The organism is bacterium (assembly GCA_004322275.1).
Taxonomy (GTDB): Bacteria; Desulfobacterota; Deferrisomatia; order Deferrisomatales; family BM512; genus SCTA01.
On record SCTA01000029.1, the window covers coordinates 78,389 to 91,676 of the forward strand.

10 protein-coding genes are annotated in these 13,288 nt (G+C 58.2%); 4 read left to right on the forward strand and 6 right to left on the reverse strand.

Going from position 1 to position 13,288, the window contains the following annotated elements; genetic code table 11:
- The first annotated feature begins 42 nt into the window (after positions 1-42).
- On the forward strand, positions 43-2,469 hold the full coding sequence (locus tag EPN96_08995) for a hypothetical protein (GenBank protein TAL16566.1): 2,427 nt from the start codon (positions 43-45) through the stop codon (positions 2,467-2,469).
- A gap of 16 nt (positions 2,470-2,485) precedes the next feature.
- Positions 2,486-4,597, forward strand: a complete 2,112-nt coding sequence (locus EPN96_09000) for a hypothetical protein (protein TAL16567.1) — start codon at positions 2,486-2,488, stop codon at positions 4,595-4,597.
- An 82-nt stretch (positions 4,598-4,679) separates the two neighbouring features.
- Here the strand turns inward: EPN96_09000 and EPN96_09005 are convergent, their stop codons facing one another.
- Genes EPN96_09005 through EPN96_09015 form a run of 3 tightly spaced genes read right to left on the reverse strand, consistent with a single transcriptional unit; the run spans position 4,680 to position 8,031 of the window.
- On the reverse strand, positions 4,680-5,276 hold the full coding sequence (locus EPN96_09005; protein ID TAL16568.1) for a flavodoxin family protein: 597 nt from the start codon (positions 5,274-5,276) through the stop codon (positions 4,680-4,682).
- 4 nt (positions 5,277-5,280) lie between these two features.
- On the reverse strand, positions 5,281-6,660 hold the full coding sequence (locus EPN96_09010) for a sigma-54-dependent Fis family transcriptional regulator (protein ID TAL16569.1): 1,380 nt from the start codon (positions 6,658-6,660) through the stop codon (positions 5,281-5,283).
- A gap of 48 nt (positions 6,661-6,708) precedes the next feature.
- Positions 6,709-8,031 carry a class I SAM-dependent RNA methyltransferase gene (locus EPN96_09015; GenBank protein ID TAL16570.1) on the reverse strand — a complete coding sequence of 441 codons (1,323 nt, stop codon included), beginning with the start codon at positions 8,029-8,031 and terminating at the stop codon, positions 6,709-6,711.
- A gap of 166 nt (positions 8,032-8,197) precedes the next feature.
- Here EPN96_09015 and EPN96_09020 point away from each other — a divergent pair, with 166 nt between their 5' ends.
- Positions 8,198-9,403, forward strand: a complete 1,206-nt coding sequence (locus EPN96_09020) for a peptidylprolyl isomerase (protein ID TAL16571.1) — start codon at positions 8,198-8,200, stop codon at positions 9,401-9,403.
- Between the two features lie 110 nt (positions 9,404-9,513).
- Here the strand turns inward: EPN96_09020 and EPN96_09025 are convergent, their stop codons facing one another.
- Positions 9,514-9,786 carry an HU family DNA-binding protein gene (locus EPN96_09025; protein TAL16572.1) on the reverse strand — a complete coding sequence of 91 codons (273 nt, stop codon included), beginning with the start codon at positions 9,784-9,786 and terminating at the stop codon, positions 9,514-9,516.
- A gap of 197 nt (positions 9,787-9,983) precedes the next feature.
- Positions 9,984-10,703 (reverse strand): glycosyltransferase, encoded by a 720-nt coding sequence (locus tag EPN96_09030; GenBank protein TAL16573.1) that lies wholly within the window; start codon positions 10,701-10,703, stop codon positions 9,984-9,986.
- On the opposite strand from EPN96_09030, the gene murJ reads away from it, so the two are divergent.
- Positions 10,672-12,327, forward strand: coding sequence for a murein biosynthesis integral membrane protein MurJ (gene murJ / locus EPN96_09035; GenBank protein TAL16574.1), 1,656 nt, complete (start codon positions 10,672-10,674; stop codon positions 12,325-12,327). The genes EPN96_09030 and murJ overlap by 32 nt on opposite strands.
- Positions 12,328-12,331: 4 nt before the next feature.
- Here murJ and EPN96_09040 read toward each other — a convergent pair whose 3' ends face one another.
- On the reverse strand, positions 12,332-13,120 hold the full coding sequence (locus tag EPN96_09040) for a nucleoside triphosphate pyrophosphohydrolase (protein ID TAL16575.1): 789 nt from the start codon (positions 13,118-13,120) through the stop codon (positions 12,332-12,334).
- Between the last annotated feature and the right edge of the window lie 168 nt (positions 13,121-13,288).

Here is a 13,288-nt window from a genome sequence, read left to right on the forward strand (position 1 = left end):
AATGACCGGGGACGGAGCCGGTTCTTTCAGCCGGGGGTGCCGATGATGGTTTGGGCGAGATGGGGACTGTTTTGCGCCGCCGTGGCAGCGCTTCTTTGCTCAGCCTGCGCTGAGGGCTCCAACCGCGAGGTCTCCGGAACCGTTTCTCTTCGCGGGGCGCGCGTATGCCTCGACCTGGACGGAAACTTCGCCTGCGGCGAAGACGAACCCTTCTCCATTTCCGATTCGCAGGGCGACTACTCGATTTTTAACCCTTCCCGTGACGCCGTTTGGCAGACGGTGGTAGCCGAGGCCGTGAAGGGCCAGACCCTTTCCGCCGACAACCGGCTTTCCTCCTCTTCCTATTCCCTTGTCTCGACTTTAGGCCGCAAAGAGATTTCGGTATGGACCACCATGACGGCGGCCCTTGTGGAAGACCAGACCGCGGCGGACCGGGACGCGGCAGTTGCGATGGTGAAAACGGCTTTCGGGCTGTCTGCGGACTTCGATTTTTCTACAGGGCTCAATGGCGGAAGCGAAACGAAGCAGACAGCGTCCCTTGCGGAACATACCTACGGTCTTCTGGCCGAAAAATACGGAGCTGAAACGGAAGCCAAAGCCGCCGCTGTAACGGCGGGTGCCGAAACATACTCTCAGGCGGGAAAGGTTCTCGCCATCGCCGAACGGCAGCGTCTCATATCCGGACAGCCTCCCCCCTCGAATTCTACGCCGGTCGAGGTCGGGATATTCCACGGGGACTACGGCGCTCTGCCGATATCCACGAACATGGCCTATGGAATCGGCCTTGATGAAACGAACTACGGCCTCAAAGGGCTTTGCGTGAGCCCGGATTACGTGAAATTCCCCGGTCTTTGCGCGAACGCTTACAACTACACTTTCGAGCTGGTCGAAAACGTGGACGAACTTGCGAAACACATGTCGATAGGCGCCTCGGCCAAGGCGGGAGTTTCCGTGGCCGGATTCGACGTCGTCAGCGTCTCTGGGGGTTTCAGCTATCTGAAAGACACGGAATTCAAAGACAATGCGATTTACATACTTTTCCGGGAGGAGCGAAAGCTTTGCGGCTATCCGGCAGCGCCGGTCCTCCTGCCGGTGAGGCAGGCCCAGTTTGTCTCCGATTACGAGCAGTTTCGTGCGGCATGCGGCGACAGGTATCTCTCTTCGATCGTTACGGGCGGTTATTTCATGGGCCTTATCGAGGTGGACGTAGACGTCGATTCGACCATCGAGGAAATGCGGCTCAAACTCTCGGGCAAGGTAATGGGAATCACCGTTTTCAACAAAACCTGGCGCGATACGCTTCTGGACATAGAGTCCTCCTACTCCTGCAGGACGCGGGTTTTGAGCAACGTTTTCCAGTACTCGAACAACACCCTTAACATGGACGGTGTTTTCGCCAGGTATGACGAGTACACCGCAAGGATGGCCGCGGCGGACTGCTCGGGCGATGGGCCGCTCAACTCCTGCGGCTACCTCGCCTCTTTCGCCCCCTACGAGACCCTTTCCCCGGAGCCCCCGGGCAACGCCGCCAGAGTGCGGACCAACACCGAAAACATGCACGCCTTCGAGAGCTATTATTTTGAAACCGCCGATCTTATTGCAGACGTGGACAATATTCTGCTCAAACCCGGCGATTACAATATCGGCAGTGACGTGGACGCCTTCAACCCGCCGAACGGGTGGACCCGAAACGGCCTTGTCGTCTGGCGCAGCAGCGTTTTGGGGTATCAGAATACCGCAGTGGACAGGTGGGAAGCCTGTTACGGCGATATAATGACCTGCAGCGCCGGTCCTGTGGACCTTGGACTGCCGTTGTGGATCGATCTTAAAAAGGCGCTGCCCACGCGAAAGTTTATCTTCCCCCAGGATTGCGCTAGCCTTTCCGAGGAATTCGGAGTAACCGAGGATGGCGAGTACTGGCTCTATTTCGGCGGGGACGCCTTCAAGGAATACGGGGCCTACTGCAAGGATATGTCCACCTCCTTACCGAAGAGCTACCTGATACTGGAAAACACCAGCGCCAACACCGCGACCCCGGAATACAATTACTCCTCCTGCGTTAACGGCTCCAACGGAACGATTATGAGAACCTTCAACGCCCTTGAAGTGGAGCCCCGCTACGACCCGGCGGCGAACAAACACTATCTGCGCGTAATCTCCGGTCAGAAGGATTTCACCTCCTGGGCTGTACCGGCCCCCTTTCCCGAAGGCGCCGACACCGCCTGGCTGGCTCAAAACCTTAACGTTCTGGTGTCAAACGCCCAGGATTCCGCCACCGCGAGGGCGAATCTCAATCTGGTGGGCACCAGGTTCAGTCTTTCTCCCGGCCTCTCCGTAACGGGAAGCGACACTTGTTCCCCGCTCACGGTAACCGTCAGCCCGGACAGGAAAAACATTGAAATATCCGCGACCGGGGCTCCTTTGTGCAACGCGGGAACCCCCGATCTGCGGCTTACGGAGGCCCCTTGAAGAGAGGCGGTATAAAATGCCGAAAATAAAGACTTTTATACTACTGGCTCTTTTTGCTCTTTGTCTCTCCTGCAGCGGCGGAGGCGGCGGAGGGGGATCTTCGCCGGAGCCGCTGAGAATCGGCGTTCTGCTGCCCCTGACCGGCGAGGAAAATCTGGGGTGGAAAAACGTGCTGGACTGGGCCGCCGAGGACATTAACGGCGCGGGGCCGGCGGCGGGAAGGAAGATTGAACTTGTTTACGCCGACACCGCCGTCGAAGGAATTTCGGACGGGTCGAACCGTCTTCTGGCGGACGACAGCATAAAAGCGTTCATCGGCCCCAACACCTCTGCCGATATGGAGGAAGTGGCGTCGCGTTTCATCCGCAAAAAACAGGTTCTGGTCACTCCCTCCGCTACCTCGGAAGATATCTTCAAGGCCTACGGCGGCAAAAAATACATCTGGCGCACGGTGGAGTCGGACACCGCCCAGCTTGAGGTGATGTTCACCCTCGCGAAGACCAGGGGGGTGAGAACAGCGGCGCTCGTCACGAGCTGGGACAGCTACGGTTCCACGTTTTTCAACTGGTTCGGCTTTCTGGCCTACGAGGCCGGTGTGGAGCCTGTCGGCATAGCGCGGTACGAATCCGGCTCCGTCGACTGCAAGCCTTCACTGGACAAGGCGCTGGCGTCTACCCCGGACGTTCTTTTCGCGGTGGCGCTCCATACGGACATGGTGGCCTGCATAGATAGTTACGCCGAAGAGATTTCACCGGACACCAGGGTCATCTTCAGCGACGGCGCGTTTCTTCCGGAGATCCTGACCAAAATGGGGCAGGAAGCCGAGGGTTTGGAGGGGGTGATTCCTTCCGAGGACCCCGCCTCAGGTTTTGAGGCGGCCTACGAGGCGCGTTTTGGCTCGCGGCCATCTCCCTTCGCGGCAAACGTCTATGACGCGCTCTTGCTCCTTGCCTACGGCCTTGAAGGGTCGCAAGGCGAGGGCGGGGAAGCTCTTGCCGACTCGCTGATCAGGATAGCCGACGCAAGCGGGGAGCCGAAGATCGTGTGGGGAAAAGAGAATATCAGGGCCGCTCTTGACGCGATAGCCGAAGGAAACATCCCGGATCTCGCGGGAGCATCCGGGCCTTTTGACTACGACCTTGAGTATCACACCGATCCCTTGATGAATTACTACAACCATTGGGTGGTGGAGAACGGGGGGTTCGTCGAGAAGGAATTCTACACCACCGGAGACGGGCGGGATTACGGCGCTGGCGCGGCGAACCAGAACGCTTCGGAGTCCCTTCGCCAGGTCTTCGCCCAGACCCCCGGCCCGGCGGAACCGAGAACGGGCCTCTGGGCGCTCATTGTCGCCGGTTCGAACGAATGGGGAAATTACCGCCACCAGTCCGACGCGCTGGCCCAGTACCGACTCCTTAAAAAAAGCGGGCTCGGCGACGACAGAATCATCCTGGTGCTGGCCGACGATATCGCCGGCAATCCGGCCAATCCCTATCCCGGCGTAGTGCAGTACGTGGAGGGCGGGGAGAACCAGTACGAGGGAGTCCGGATAGACTACAACCTGAGTTCAATTACGGCCTCGGCGCTTATCGACATACTGACGGGGAATCAATCGGAGACGCTGGATCAGGTAATCCTGAGCGGGCCGGGAGACAACATTTACGTGTATCTTTCAGGCCACGGCAACCAGAGCGGTTTTTTCGTCGATTCTCCGGACCCTCTCTCCTACAGCCAGGGAGCCCTGCTCACTCCCCAGGCGCTCAACACGGCCTTAAACGCCATGAACGCTTCGGACAAGTACCGTCAGGTGCTGCTGGTGGTGGAGGCTTGCCACTCCGGCGCGCTGGGGCAGACGCTCACTGCGCCCAACGCGCTTTTGCTCGCGGCGGCGAACCCTTACGAGAACTCACTCGCCGCAAACCGGCGTGAGATTGACGGCGTCTGGCTGGCGGACCAGTTCTCCTACGAATTCTGGCGCGCCGCGAATGAAAATCCCTCGATGACCGTCATGGAATCGTATTTGTGGACTTACTCGCGGGTGAACGGCTCCCACGTAACCCTTTACAACCATCAGAATTTTGAAGGGGTAGCCTCGGTCGAGCTAAAAAGCTTCATAGCGCAAGACTGATTTTTGGCGTACCGGCCGACAGCCAGGGAAGCTATGAGAATCAGGGGAGTTGGTGGGGCCGAGTCCGCCCCATGCCTCTGAATCATCCTCCTCCGAAAGCCTCCTTCACCGTCTCCCGTACTTCTTTAAGCCAGGCTTCCCGCTGCTCCGGGGTGGAGGTGCAGACTATGGCGAAGGTGCGGCGGCGGACGCCGGTGACGCCGCTAAGGCCGAAGACACATTTGCGCCAGATGTTGTCAAGGGGGTCGCCGAAGGCTTCGATCTCGCGGTCTGAGCTGGTGTTGGCGGTGTGAAAGACGAGGGCTGTGCGGGCTTTGAGAAGACCCACGGGGACGCCCTCGCCGCCGTCTCCGTCGATAAACCGATAGGCCACTTCGGGCCGGAAAACCCTGTCTATCCAGCCTTTTATTACCGCCGGGGGCGCGCCCCACCAGTTCGGATGAATTACGATTATCCCCTCGGCCTCGGCCAGGTCGCGGCAGTGCTCTTCGATAGCGGGAGGAAGCTGCGCGTCTCTGGAAATTTCACCGGCGGGAAGGTTCGGATCGAAGTTTTCCGCGCAAAGGTCGTGGAAGCGGACCTCGTGGCCCATTCCGGCAAGCTGCGAAGTCGCCGCCTCCGCTATGGCGTGGTTGAAGCTGCCGGGGCCGGGGTGGCCCAAAATCACAAGAATTCTCATGTTCTTACAGGTCGAACTTTTTCATCCGGTAGCGTAGCGCGTCGCGGGAGAGCCCCAGCATCTTGGCGGCGCGGGTCTGGTTTTTCCCGGATTTCTCCAGAGCCTGCACCAGAAGCTCTTTTTCCACGTCGTCGATGTTCACCCCCCTGTCGGGAAGTACGAAACCGGCCTGGAGCGGCGCTTCCTTCTGCAGTTCCGCCCCGCGCTCGCCCTTTATCTTCCAGGGAAGGCTCTCGACGCCGATTACGGGAGGGGGGCTCAGTATCATTGAGCGCTCGATTACGTTTCTAAGCTCCCTGATATTTCCCGGCCAGTCGTAGCGCATCATAAGTGACGCGGCCTCGTCGGAAAGCCGCTCAAAGGAGCGGTTGAATTCCCTGTTGAAGTGGCTGATGAAGTGATGCGCAATCGGCAGGATGTCCTCGCGGCGCTGGCTGAGGGGCGGAAGGGTCAGCGGAATGACGCTGAGGCGGTAGAAGAGGTCTTCGCGGAAGGACTTTTCGGCTATAGCCCTTTCAAGGTCCATATTTGTCGCTGCGATTATGCGGACATCGACGTGGATGTCTTCGTTGCCGCCGACCCGCTTGAAGGCGCGCTCCTCGATGAAGCGCAGAAGCTTTGACTGGAGGCCGGGCTTCATATCGCCGATTTCGTCGAGGAAGAGGGTGCCGCCGTCGGCCAACTCGAAGAGCCCTTTCTTCTGCTTTTTGGCGTCGGTGAAAGCGCCCTTTTCGTGGCCCATCAGCTCGCTTTCGAGGAGCTCTTCGGGAAGGGCGGTGCAGTTGATGGGCATAAAGGGCTTGTCCCGCCTGTCGCTCTCGAAATGGATGGCCTGGGCGAAGATGTCCTTGCCCGTGCCGCTCTCGCCCTGCAGCAGCACCGTGGTCGAGGAGGACTGGGAGATCCTTTTGGCCATCGAGATGAGATCCTTCATCACCTGGCTCTGGCCGATAATCCTCTCGAACCCCTGATGCTTCGGGTCGTGGTTCCTAAGGTACTCGACCTCCTGCTTCAGCGCGGAGTTTTCGAGGGCGTGGCGTACCTTGTTGTTTACCTCCACGAACTCGAAGGGCTTGGCGATATAGTCGTAGGCGCCCAGCTTCATCGCGGTCACGGCGACTTCGAGCTGGCTGGTGGCGGTTATCATCATGACGGGGATGGAAGGGTCGGTCTCCTTGACGCGGCGGAGGACTTCGATGCCGTCGATGCCGGGAAGCTTTATGTCCAGCAGGACCATGTCCGGCGATTCCTTGCGGAAAAGCTCGATTCCCTCTTCGCCGGTCTCGGCGGTAATCGTGCGAAATCCCTGCTCTTTCAGCTTCTCCGAGAGTGACCAGCGTATAAGGTATTCGTCATCGACGATGAGGATTTTTTCTTTTCTCATTTTACCCCGCCTGAGCGACTTGCCTGTGAACTTTACCGGTGGGTCATTTTACGCACTTTGCCTCAGCGATGTCAAAAAATCCCACTCCGCCGAGCCCTCCTTCGCCAGCACGGCGAAGGATTCGGCGTGGGCGCTCTGCGGGAACATGTCCGCCATCCGAAGAAGCGCCGTCCTGTAGCCGAGGGTGTGAAGGGTGGAGAGGTCGCGCACAAGGGTGGGGGGAGAGCAACTCACGTAGGCTATCGCCGCCGGGCTCAGAAGGGCCAGAGCGGGCAGGGCGTCGGCGCACCCCGCGCGGGGAGGGTCGAGGAGGCAAAACGCGGGGCGCGAGTCAGAGAGGGGAGGGCGTTTAAGGACCTTCGCTACCGGGGAGTGCATCACTTCGACGTTTCCGAGCCGGTTTTCGCGGGCGTTTCGGGAGGCGTCGGCGGCGGAGGGGCCGTAGCCTTCTACCGCGTAGACCTTTTTCGCCGCAAGGGCGAGGGGAAGGGTGAAATTTCCCGCTCCGCAGTAGAGGTCCAGAACCGTCTTTCCATCAAAGAGAGGCTTTAGCGCTCTCAAGCAGTCAATCAGGGCGAAGTTTACCTCGGGGTTGGCCTGCACGAAGTTTCCCGGAGTCACCCCGATTTTCAGCGAACCTTCCGGCCAGCTTGCCGAAAAATCCATGAAGTTCTCTCCGCCGGTGAAGAATTCATCGCCGCCCTCCTGATGGCAAACCCCCGCAAGGCCAAGCTCCGCAGCCAGTTCCCGCAAAAAAGAGGGAGAGGTTTTACCGCCGCAGAGGACGCCGAAGAGAGAGCCTTTCAGGTCCTCCTGAAGCTCGATGCGCGTCAGCCGGTGTTTATTGTTCCCGAGAAAACCGGGGACTTTGACCGCCGCCTTGCGTAGGTTTTCCCGTAGTATCGGGCAGTCCTCCAGCGAAAAGACATCGTGGGAGCGCCGGAGGGCGAAACCGGCGACCCAGGGGCGCTTTTCGTCAATCTGAAGCGCCGCGCGGTTGCGGTAGCCGTATTCCCTCGGCGAGGCTACTGGGGGGAGGAACGGGTCGTCCTCAAATCGGAGGCGTTTGGCGGAAAATCCCCTGAAGCTTTCGTTTTTGCCTTCAAGCTGGGCGCCGTAGCGAAGGTGCTGCCACGAACAGCCTCCGCAGCTTCCGAAGTGGCGGCAAGGGGGCGCCGCGCGAAGAGGGGAAGGCTGGAGCAGGCGGACTATTTCCCCTACGCAGTAGTTTTTTTTCTCCTCGCGGATAATCACCCCGGCGGTGTCGCCGGGAGCGCCGTAGGGGATAAAAACCACCTTCTCGCCGTATCTCGCCAGCGCCATGCCCTGATCCGCGACGGCGGTTATATCGAGAATAAGTTCCTTGCTCATTATTTCTCCGGAATACTTGTAAACGTAAGGTTATATGCTTTCGTCAAATCAGTCTACAGAGCTTATTTGACCTTGACCGGTTTGAAGGGTAGAATACTTAGCCTTGCGCTTTACAGACATTGAGGCGCCTGCTTTTCCGATTGAAACAGCGTCAGCATAAAATCTAATGGACCTGGTCCTAAAAAGGAGATCACCCAAAATGAAAAATTTCAGGATGACCGCCGCGCTCACGGTGGTTACGTGCATTTGTTTTTTTGGAACGGTGGCCTGTTCCAAGGCCGATGAAAAAGACGCCGCAGCAAAGGATACGGCCGGGCAGTCCGCGAGCGCCGCCCCGGCGGAAGCGAAACCCGCCGAAGCCGCTCCCGCCGTGCAGCCTCCCCCCTCTTCCGACATGCTGAAGAAGTTCGCCGATACGGCTCCCAAGAGCGAAGCCACGGGCGAAGCCGCTGCCGCGAAGATGAATCCCGCAGCCCCCGTGGCCGTCGTAAACGGTGAGCCCCTGACCCGCTCCGAATACGACCGGGGAATGAAGGCTTACGTGGCGAAACTCAGCCGCGCCACCGGCGGAAAGCACTCCGCCGCGATTACGCCCAACGACCAGATGAAGATGGACGTCCTCGACGAGATGATCGACAAGGAGCTCCTCTACCAGGAAGCGAAAAAGCAAGAGCCCAAAGACATCGACGAGAAGGTGAAGAAGGAATTCGACGGGGTCAAGGCGCGTTTCAAGACCGAAGAAGAGTTCAAGAGCGCCCTGAAAGCGGACAACCTCGATGAAAAGGGTCTGAACACCCTCATCAGAAAGGGCCTGACGGTTGACAGTTACATTACCACCGTACTGGTCCCCACGGTCAAGATTTCCGACGAGACCGCCAAGAAGTTTTACGAAGATAACCCCAAGTACTTCGAGATGCCCGAGCAGGTTCAGGCAAGCCACATCCTGGTCAAGACCGAGAAGGGCGACAGCGAGGACAAAGTCAAGGCCGCCCGTTTGAAAGCCGAAGGCATTCTAGCCCAGCTCAAGGGCGGAACCGACTTCGCTGAACTGGCGAAGACAAACTCCGATTGCCCCTCCGCCCCCCAGGGCGGCGACCTCGGTCCCTTCACGCGCGGCCAGATGGTCAAGCCCTTCGAGGACGCGGCTTTCGCTCTTAAAAAGGGCGAGATGAGCGACATCGTCCAGACCGATTTCGGCTTTCATGTAATCAAAGTGACCGAAAAGAAGGAAAACGCGAAGGCTTCTTTTGAAGACTCCAAGAAGCAGATCGTCGATTATCTTTCAAAGAGCGAAGTCGGCAACGTCATAAAGGCGAAAGCCAAAACCCTCCGGGACACGGCCAAGATAGACCTTCTGGCTCCGCACCTCTAAGAAGAACACCGCTGAAATATAGAAGGGCCGTCCAATCGGGCGGCCCTTCTATTTGCTGCAATAAAAAAAGCCGCCCGGTTGGGGCGGCTTTTTGCGTACCGGAAGAAAATTTACTTGAGGGCGTCCTTGAAGACTTTCCCTGCGGTGAATCTGGGGGCCGTGGAGGCGGGAATCTTGATCTCCTTGCCGGTCTGGGGGTTGCGTCCCTTGCGGGCCTTGCGCTTCGCCACCGAGAAGGTGCCGAATCCGGTAAGCGCAACCTTGTCGCCGCCCTTGAGGGCCGCGCCGATGGCCTCGGTCAGAGCGGCCAGAAGCGCTTCGGCGTCCTTTACCTTGAGGTCCGCAGCGGAGCTGACTTTGGAGATGAGTTCGGCCTTGTTCATTTTCCCCTCCTGCATAGGAAAAGTGTAGTTAATGAAAATCATTATTCAGTTGCTAGAAATTTATCCTCATTTTTCCTGATTTACAAGCGCTTTTGAAGGTGTGCGGCAAATCGTGGCGTGGACGGTTTTTCGCCGCTAACCGGACTCGATGCAAATTTAAGAAATTTACACCATAATTTTCATTTTCGGGTCTGTTTTCACGTCAAAAAGGCGAATTCGGGGGATAAAAGGATTCTCCCGGTCTCCGAAGCGCCGGACCGATTTTTTCCGGACAGGGATTTTGAAAACCTGCGGAGGGATTCGATATCGTCGATATCCTCCAAGGGGTCCAGCAGGCAATGACTTTTGCCCGCGCAGGTTATTCTTTTTATGGAAACTTTCAGCGTGTCGGGCGAGGACCAGGGAATCGCTCCGAAAACCGCGGGCAGGGGGGCTCTTAACGCTATGGCGCTGTAGCCCCCGTCGGGCGAGGGGATGAAGGCGGCGTCGAACCCGGCGGATTTTTCCAGCAGATCCCTTAGGTGGATTTCACCGAGAGAGGGGCAGTCGGTTCCGACGGCGGCTACGGGGCAAAGCCCCCTGGAAAAAGCCTCCTCAAAGGCCACGGAGAGCCGCGCCCCGAGGTCCCCGCCGCATTGGCTCTTTACCTTGTCATTCCCTATTATTTCTTTCAAGGCTCCGGGTTCGCCGTCAACCCGCCAGAGCACCGAGGCCCCGGATTTGCGGGCGGCTTTGGCGGTATCCCGGACCATTGCGAGGTAGAGGGAGACGGCCCTCTCGAAACCTATCGTTTGGGCGAGCCGGGTTTTGACCTTTCCCGGTTCCGGGGATTTGGCGAAGATTATTATTGCGGGCCGCACTTTAAACCTTTGATTTTTTTTGTGGATGGGTCTTTCATCTTGGTCTACCCTCCCCAATCATTTCAAAAAGTGTCCCGAAGGAGAGCGGATGCCGGACAAGGGCCATGCGGCCAGCGCGGAAGCGGGAAAGATAGCCAGAGCGCTGGGAGTAATCTCCTCGACCACCATGCTGTCGAGGGTGATGGGACTCCTGCGCGATTCGCTCACCGCCGCTCTCTTCGGCGCGGGCGGCTTCATGGACGCCTTCCTGGTCGCCTTCAAGCTCCCGAACATGCTTCGCGGACTCCTTGCGGAAGGAAGTTTAACCGTATCTTTCATCCCGGTCTACACCGAGGTGATGGAGAAGGAGGGAGACGAGGCCGCGCACAAGCTCGGGCGGGTGGTAATAACCGCTCTGACCCTGATACTGGCCGTAATTGTACTTTTAGGCATTCTCGCCGCTCCGTGGATAGTCAACGTTGTGGCGATGGGGTTCAAGGACAACCCGGAAAAGTTCAATCTCACCGTTTCGATGACCCGGTGGCTCTTCCCCTTCATAGCCTTCGTCTCCCTTACCGCAATAGCGGGGGGGATACTAAACGCGAGGGAGCAGTTCTTCTACCCGGCGCTGGCTCCGGTTGTTCTGAACCTGTGCAACATAGTCGTGACCTGGACCCTTTACCGGTATTTCGACCTGCCCATCATGGCTATGGTCCTTGGGGTTCTGGTGGGCGGGGTGGCGCAGCTTCTGATTCAGGTCAGGCCGCTCGGAAAGCTCGGTTTCCACTACTTTCCTGATTTCGCCTTCAGAAGCGAGCCCTTAAAAAAGATTCTCCTCCTGATGGGGCCCTCCACCTTCGGCGTAGCGGTCTACCAGTTCAATATAGTTATCTCCACCTTCTTCGCCTCCTGGCTCCCTGAGGGCGCGGTCTCCTACCTGTATTACTCCGAAAGGCTTTTCCAGCTTCCCCTCGGGGTCTTCGCGGTATCCATCGGCGTGGCGAGCCTTCCGAGCCTCAGCAGGCTGGCGGCGAGGGAGGACTGGATATCCTTCAACCACACCGTAAGCCACGCCATCAGGCTTTTGTTCTTTATCGTCCTTCCCGCCTCGATCGGCCTTATGATTCTCTCGGAGCCGATCGTGGCGCTGCTCTTCGAGAGGGGGCGCTTTACCCCCGAGATGACGATCGGAACCTCGACCACGCTGAAATTCTACGCACTGGCTATGATACCCGTTTCGATAACCAGGGTCTTCGCGCAGAGCTTTTACGCCGTAAAGGAGATGAAGACGCCGGTAAAAGGGGCCTTCGTCTCGCTTGTCGTCAACGTCTTCGCGAGTTGGCTTTTCGCCTTCCCCCTGGGGCTCGCGCAGGGCGGGCTGGCGCTCGCGACGGCCTTCTCCTCCACCGTGAACATGTTCTACCTCTCTGAAATGTACCGGAGAAAGAATGGAGAGAACCCCTTCAAGGGCCTCTACAAGCCCCTCTTCCTGATTGCGCTCGCCTCTCTTGGAATGGGGGCGCTGGTCTGGCTGGGAGATGCCGGTTTTATCGCCCTCGCCGGAAAGGTTTCCGGCTTTTCGATGAGGCTTCTGGAGATTCTGCTGGTGATTCCCGCGGGCGTCGCCGGGTATATAGTCTTTGCGAAGCTTCTCGGCCTTAAAGACCTTTCCGAGCTCACCGGGAGGCTCAGGGGAAATTAATAACTTACTCCCTCTCGGCTTTCTTTGCTTCCTGCCAGAGATTTTCCATTTCATCAAGGGTGGCGTCGGCGGGGGATTTGCCGGTGTCCTTCAAGATTTTTTCAAGGTAGGCAAAGCGGCTCGCGAACTTCTCGGTCGTCCTGTGGAGGGCAGTTTCGGCGTCCACGCCGAGGCGCCTTCCCAGATTTACCACCGCGAAGAGGATGTCGCCAAGCTCTTCCTCCGCCGAGTTGGAATCCCTGGCTTCGATTGCTTCGGTAAGCTCCTCGCATTCCTCGCGGATTTTCAGCAGAACACCTTTCGCGCTCTCCCAGTCGAACCCCACGGAAGCCGCTTTCTCCGAGATTCTCCTCGCCCTGTGCAGCGCGGGCAGGCTCCGGGGCACGCCTTCCAGCAGCCCCCTTTTGGGCTTTTCCAGAGCCTTTATGCGTGACCAGCTGCGCTGAAGTTCCTCCGGGCCGTTCCACTTTTCCCCGCCGAAGACGTGGGGGTGACGGCGGATGAGTTTTTCGCAGATGGATTCAAGGGAATCCTCCACGGTAAAGGAGCCCTCCCCGGAGGCTATCCGCGCAAGCAGAACCACCTCAAGGAGGATGTCGCCCAGTTCCTCCTTCAGGAGGGCGTTGTCGCCTTCCTCAATGGCCTCCACCGCCTCGAAGGTTTCCTCTATCAGGTAGGGCGAAATTGTCCTTAGGGTCTGCTCCCTGTCCCAGGGGCAGCCCTCCGGCGAGCGGAGGACAGCGACTATTTCGTCCAGGCGGGAAAACAGCTCTCCCGCTGATTTTTTCTCCATTTTGTCACCTCGGGCGTTGTCGTTTTAAGGGCTTATCCGTAAATAAAACCTTCGTTCTCGCATCCGGCTTTTGGCCCGCTTTTGCCGCTCATCAATCGCAAAACCTCGACGTAGAACAACTACGCCTGCGGTTTTACTCAATCTTCGCGACAAAATCGCTCTCAAAAT

Bases quoted from the DNA above. Each gene is read 5' to 3' on its own strand.
- EPN96_08995 (TAL16566.1), top strand. From the start codon at position 43: ATGATGGTTTGGGCGAGATGGGGACTGTTTTGCGCCGCCGTGGCAGCG.
- EPN96_09000 (TAL16567.1), top strand. From the start codon at position 2,486: ATGCCGAAAATAAAGACTTTTATACTACTGGCTCTTTTTGCTCTTTGT.
- EPN96_09005 (TAL16568.1), bottom strand. From the start codon at position 5,276: ATGAGAATTCTTGTGATTTTGGGCCACCCCGGCCCCGGCAGCTTCAAC.
- EPN96_09010 (TAL16569.1), bottom strand. From the start codon at position 6,660: ATGAGAAAAGAAAAAATCCTCATCGTCGATGACGAATACCTTATACGC.
- EPN96_09015 (TAL16570.1), bottom strand. From the start codon at position 8,031: ATGAGCAAGGAACTTATTCTCGATATAACCGCCGTCGCGGATCAGGGC.
- EPN96_09020 (TAL16571.1), top strand. From the start codon at position 8,198: ATGGACCTGGTCCTAAAAAGGAGATCACCCAAAATGAAAAATTTCAGG.
- EPN96_09025 (TAL16572.1), bottom strand. From the start codon at position 9,786: ATGAACAAGGCCGAACTCATCTCCAAAGTCAGCTCCGCTGCGGACCTC.
- murJ (TAL16574.1), top strand. From the start codon at position 10,672: ATGGGTCTTTCATCTTGGTCTACCCTCCCCAATCATTTCAAAAAGTGT.
- EPN96_09040 (TAL16575.1), bottom strand. From the start codon at position 13,120: ATGGAGAAAAAATCAGCGGGAGAGCTGTTTTCCCGCCTGGACGAAATA.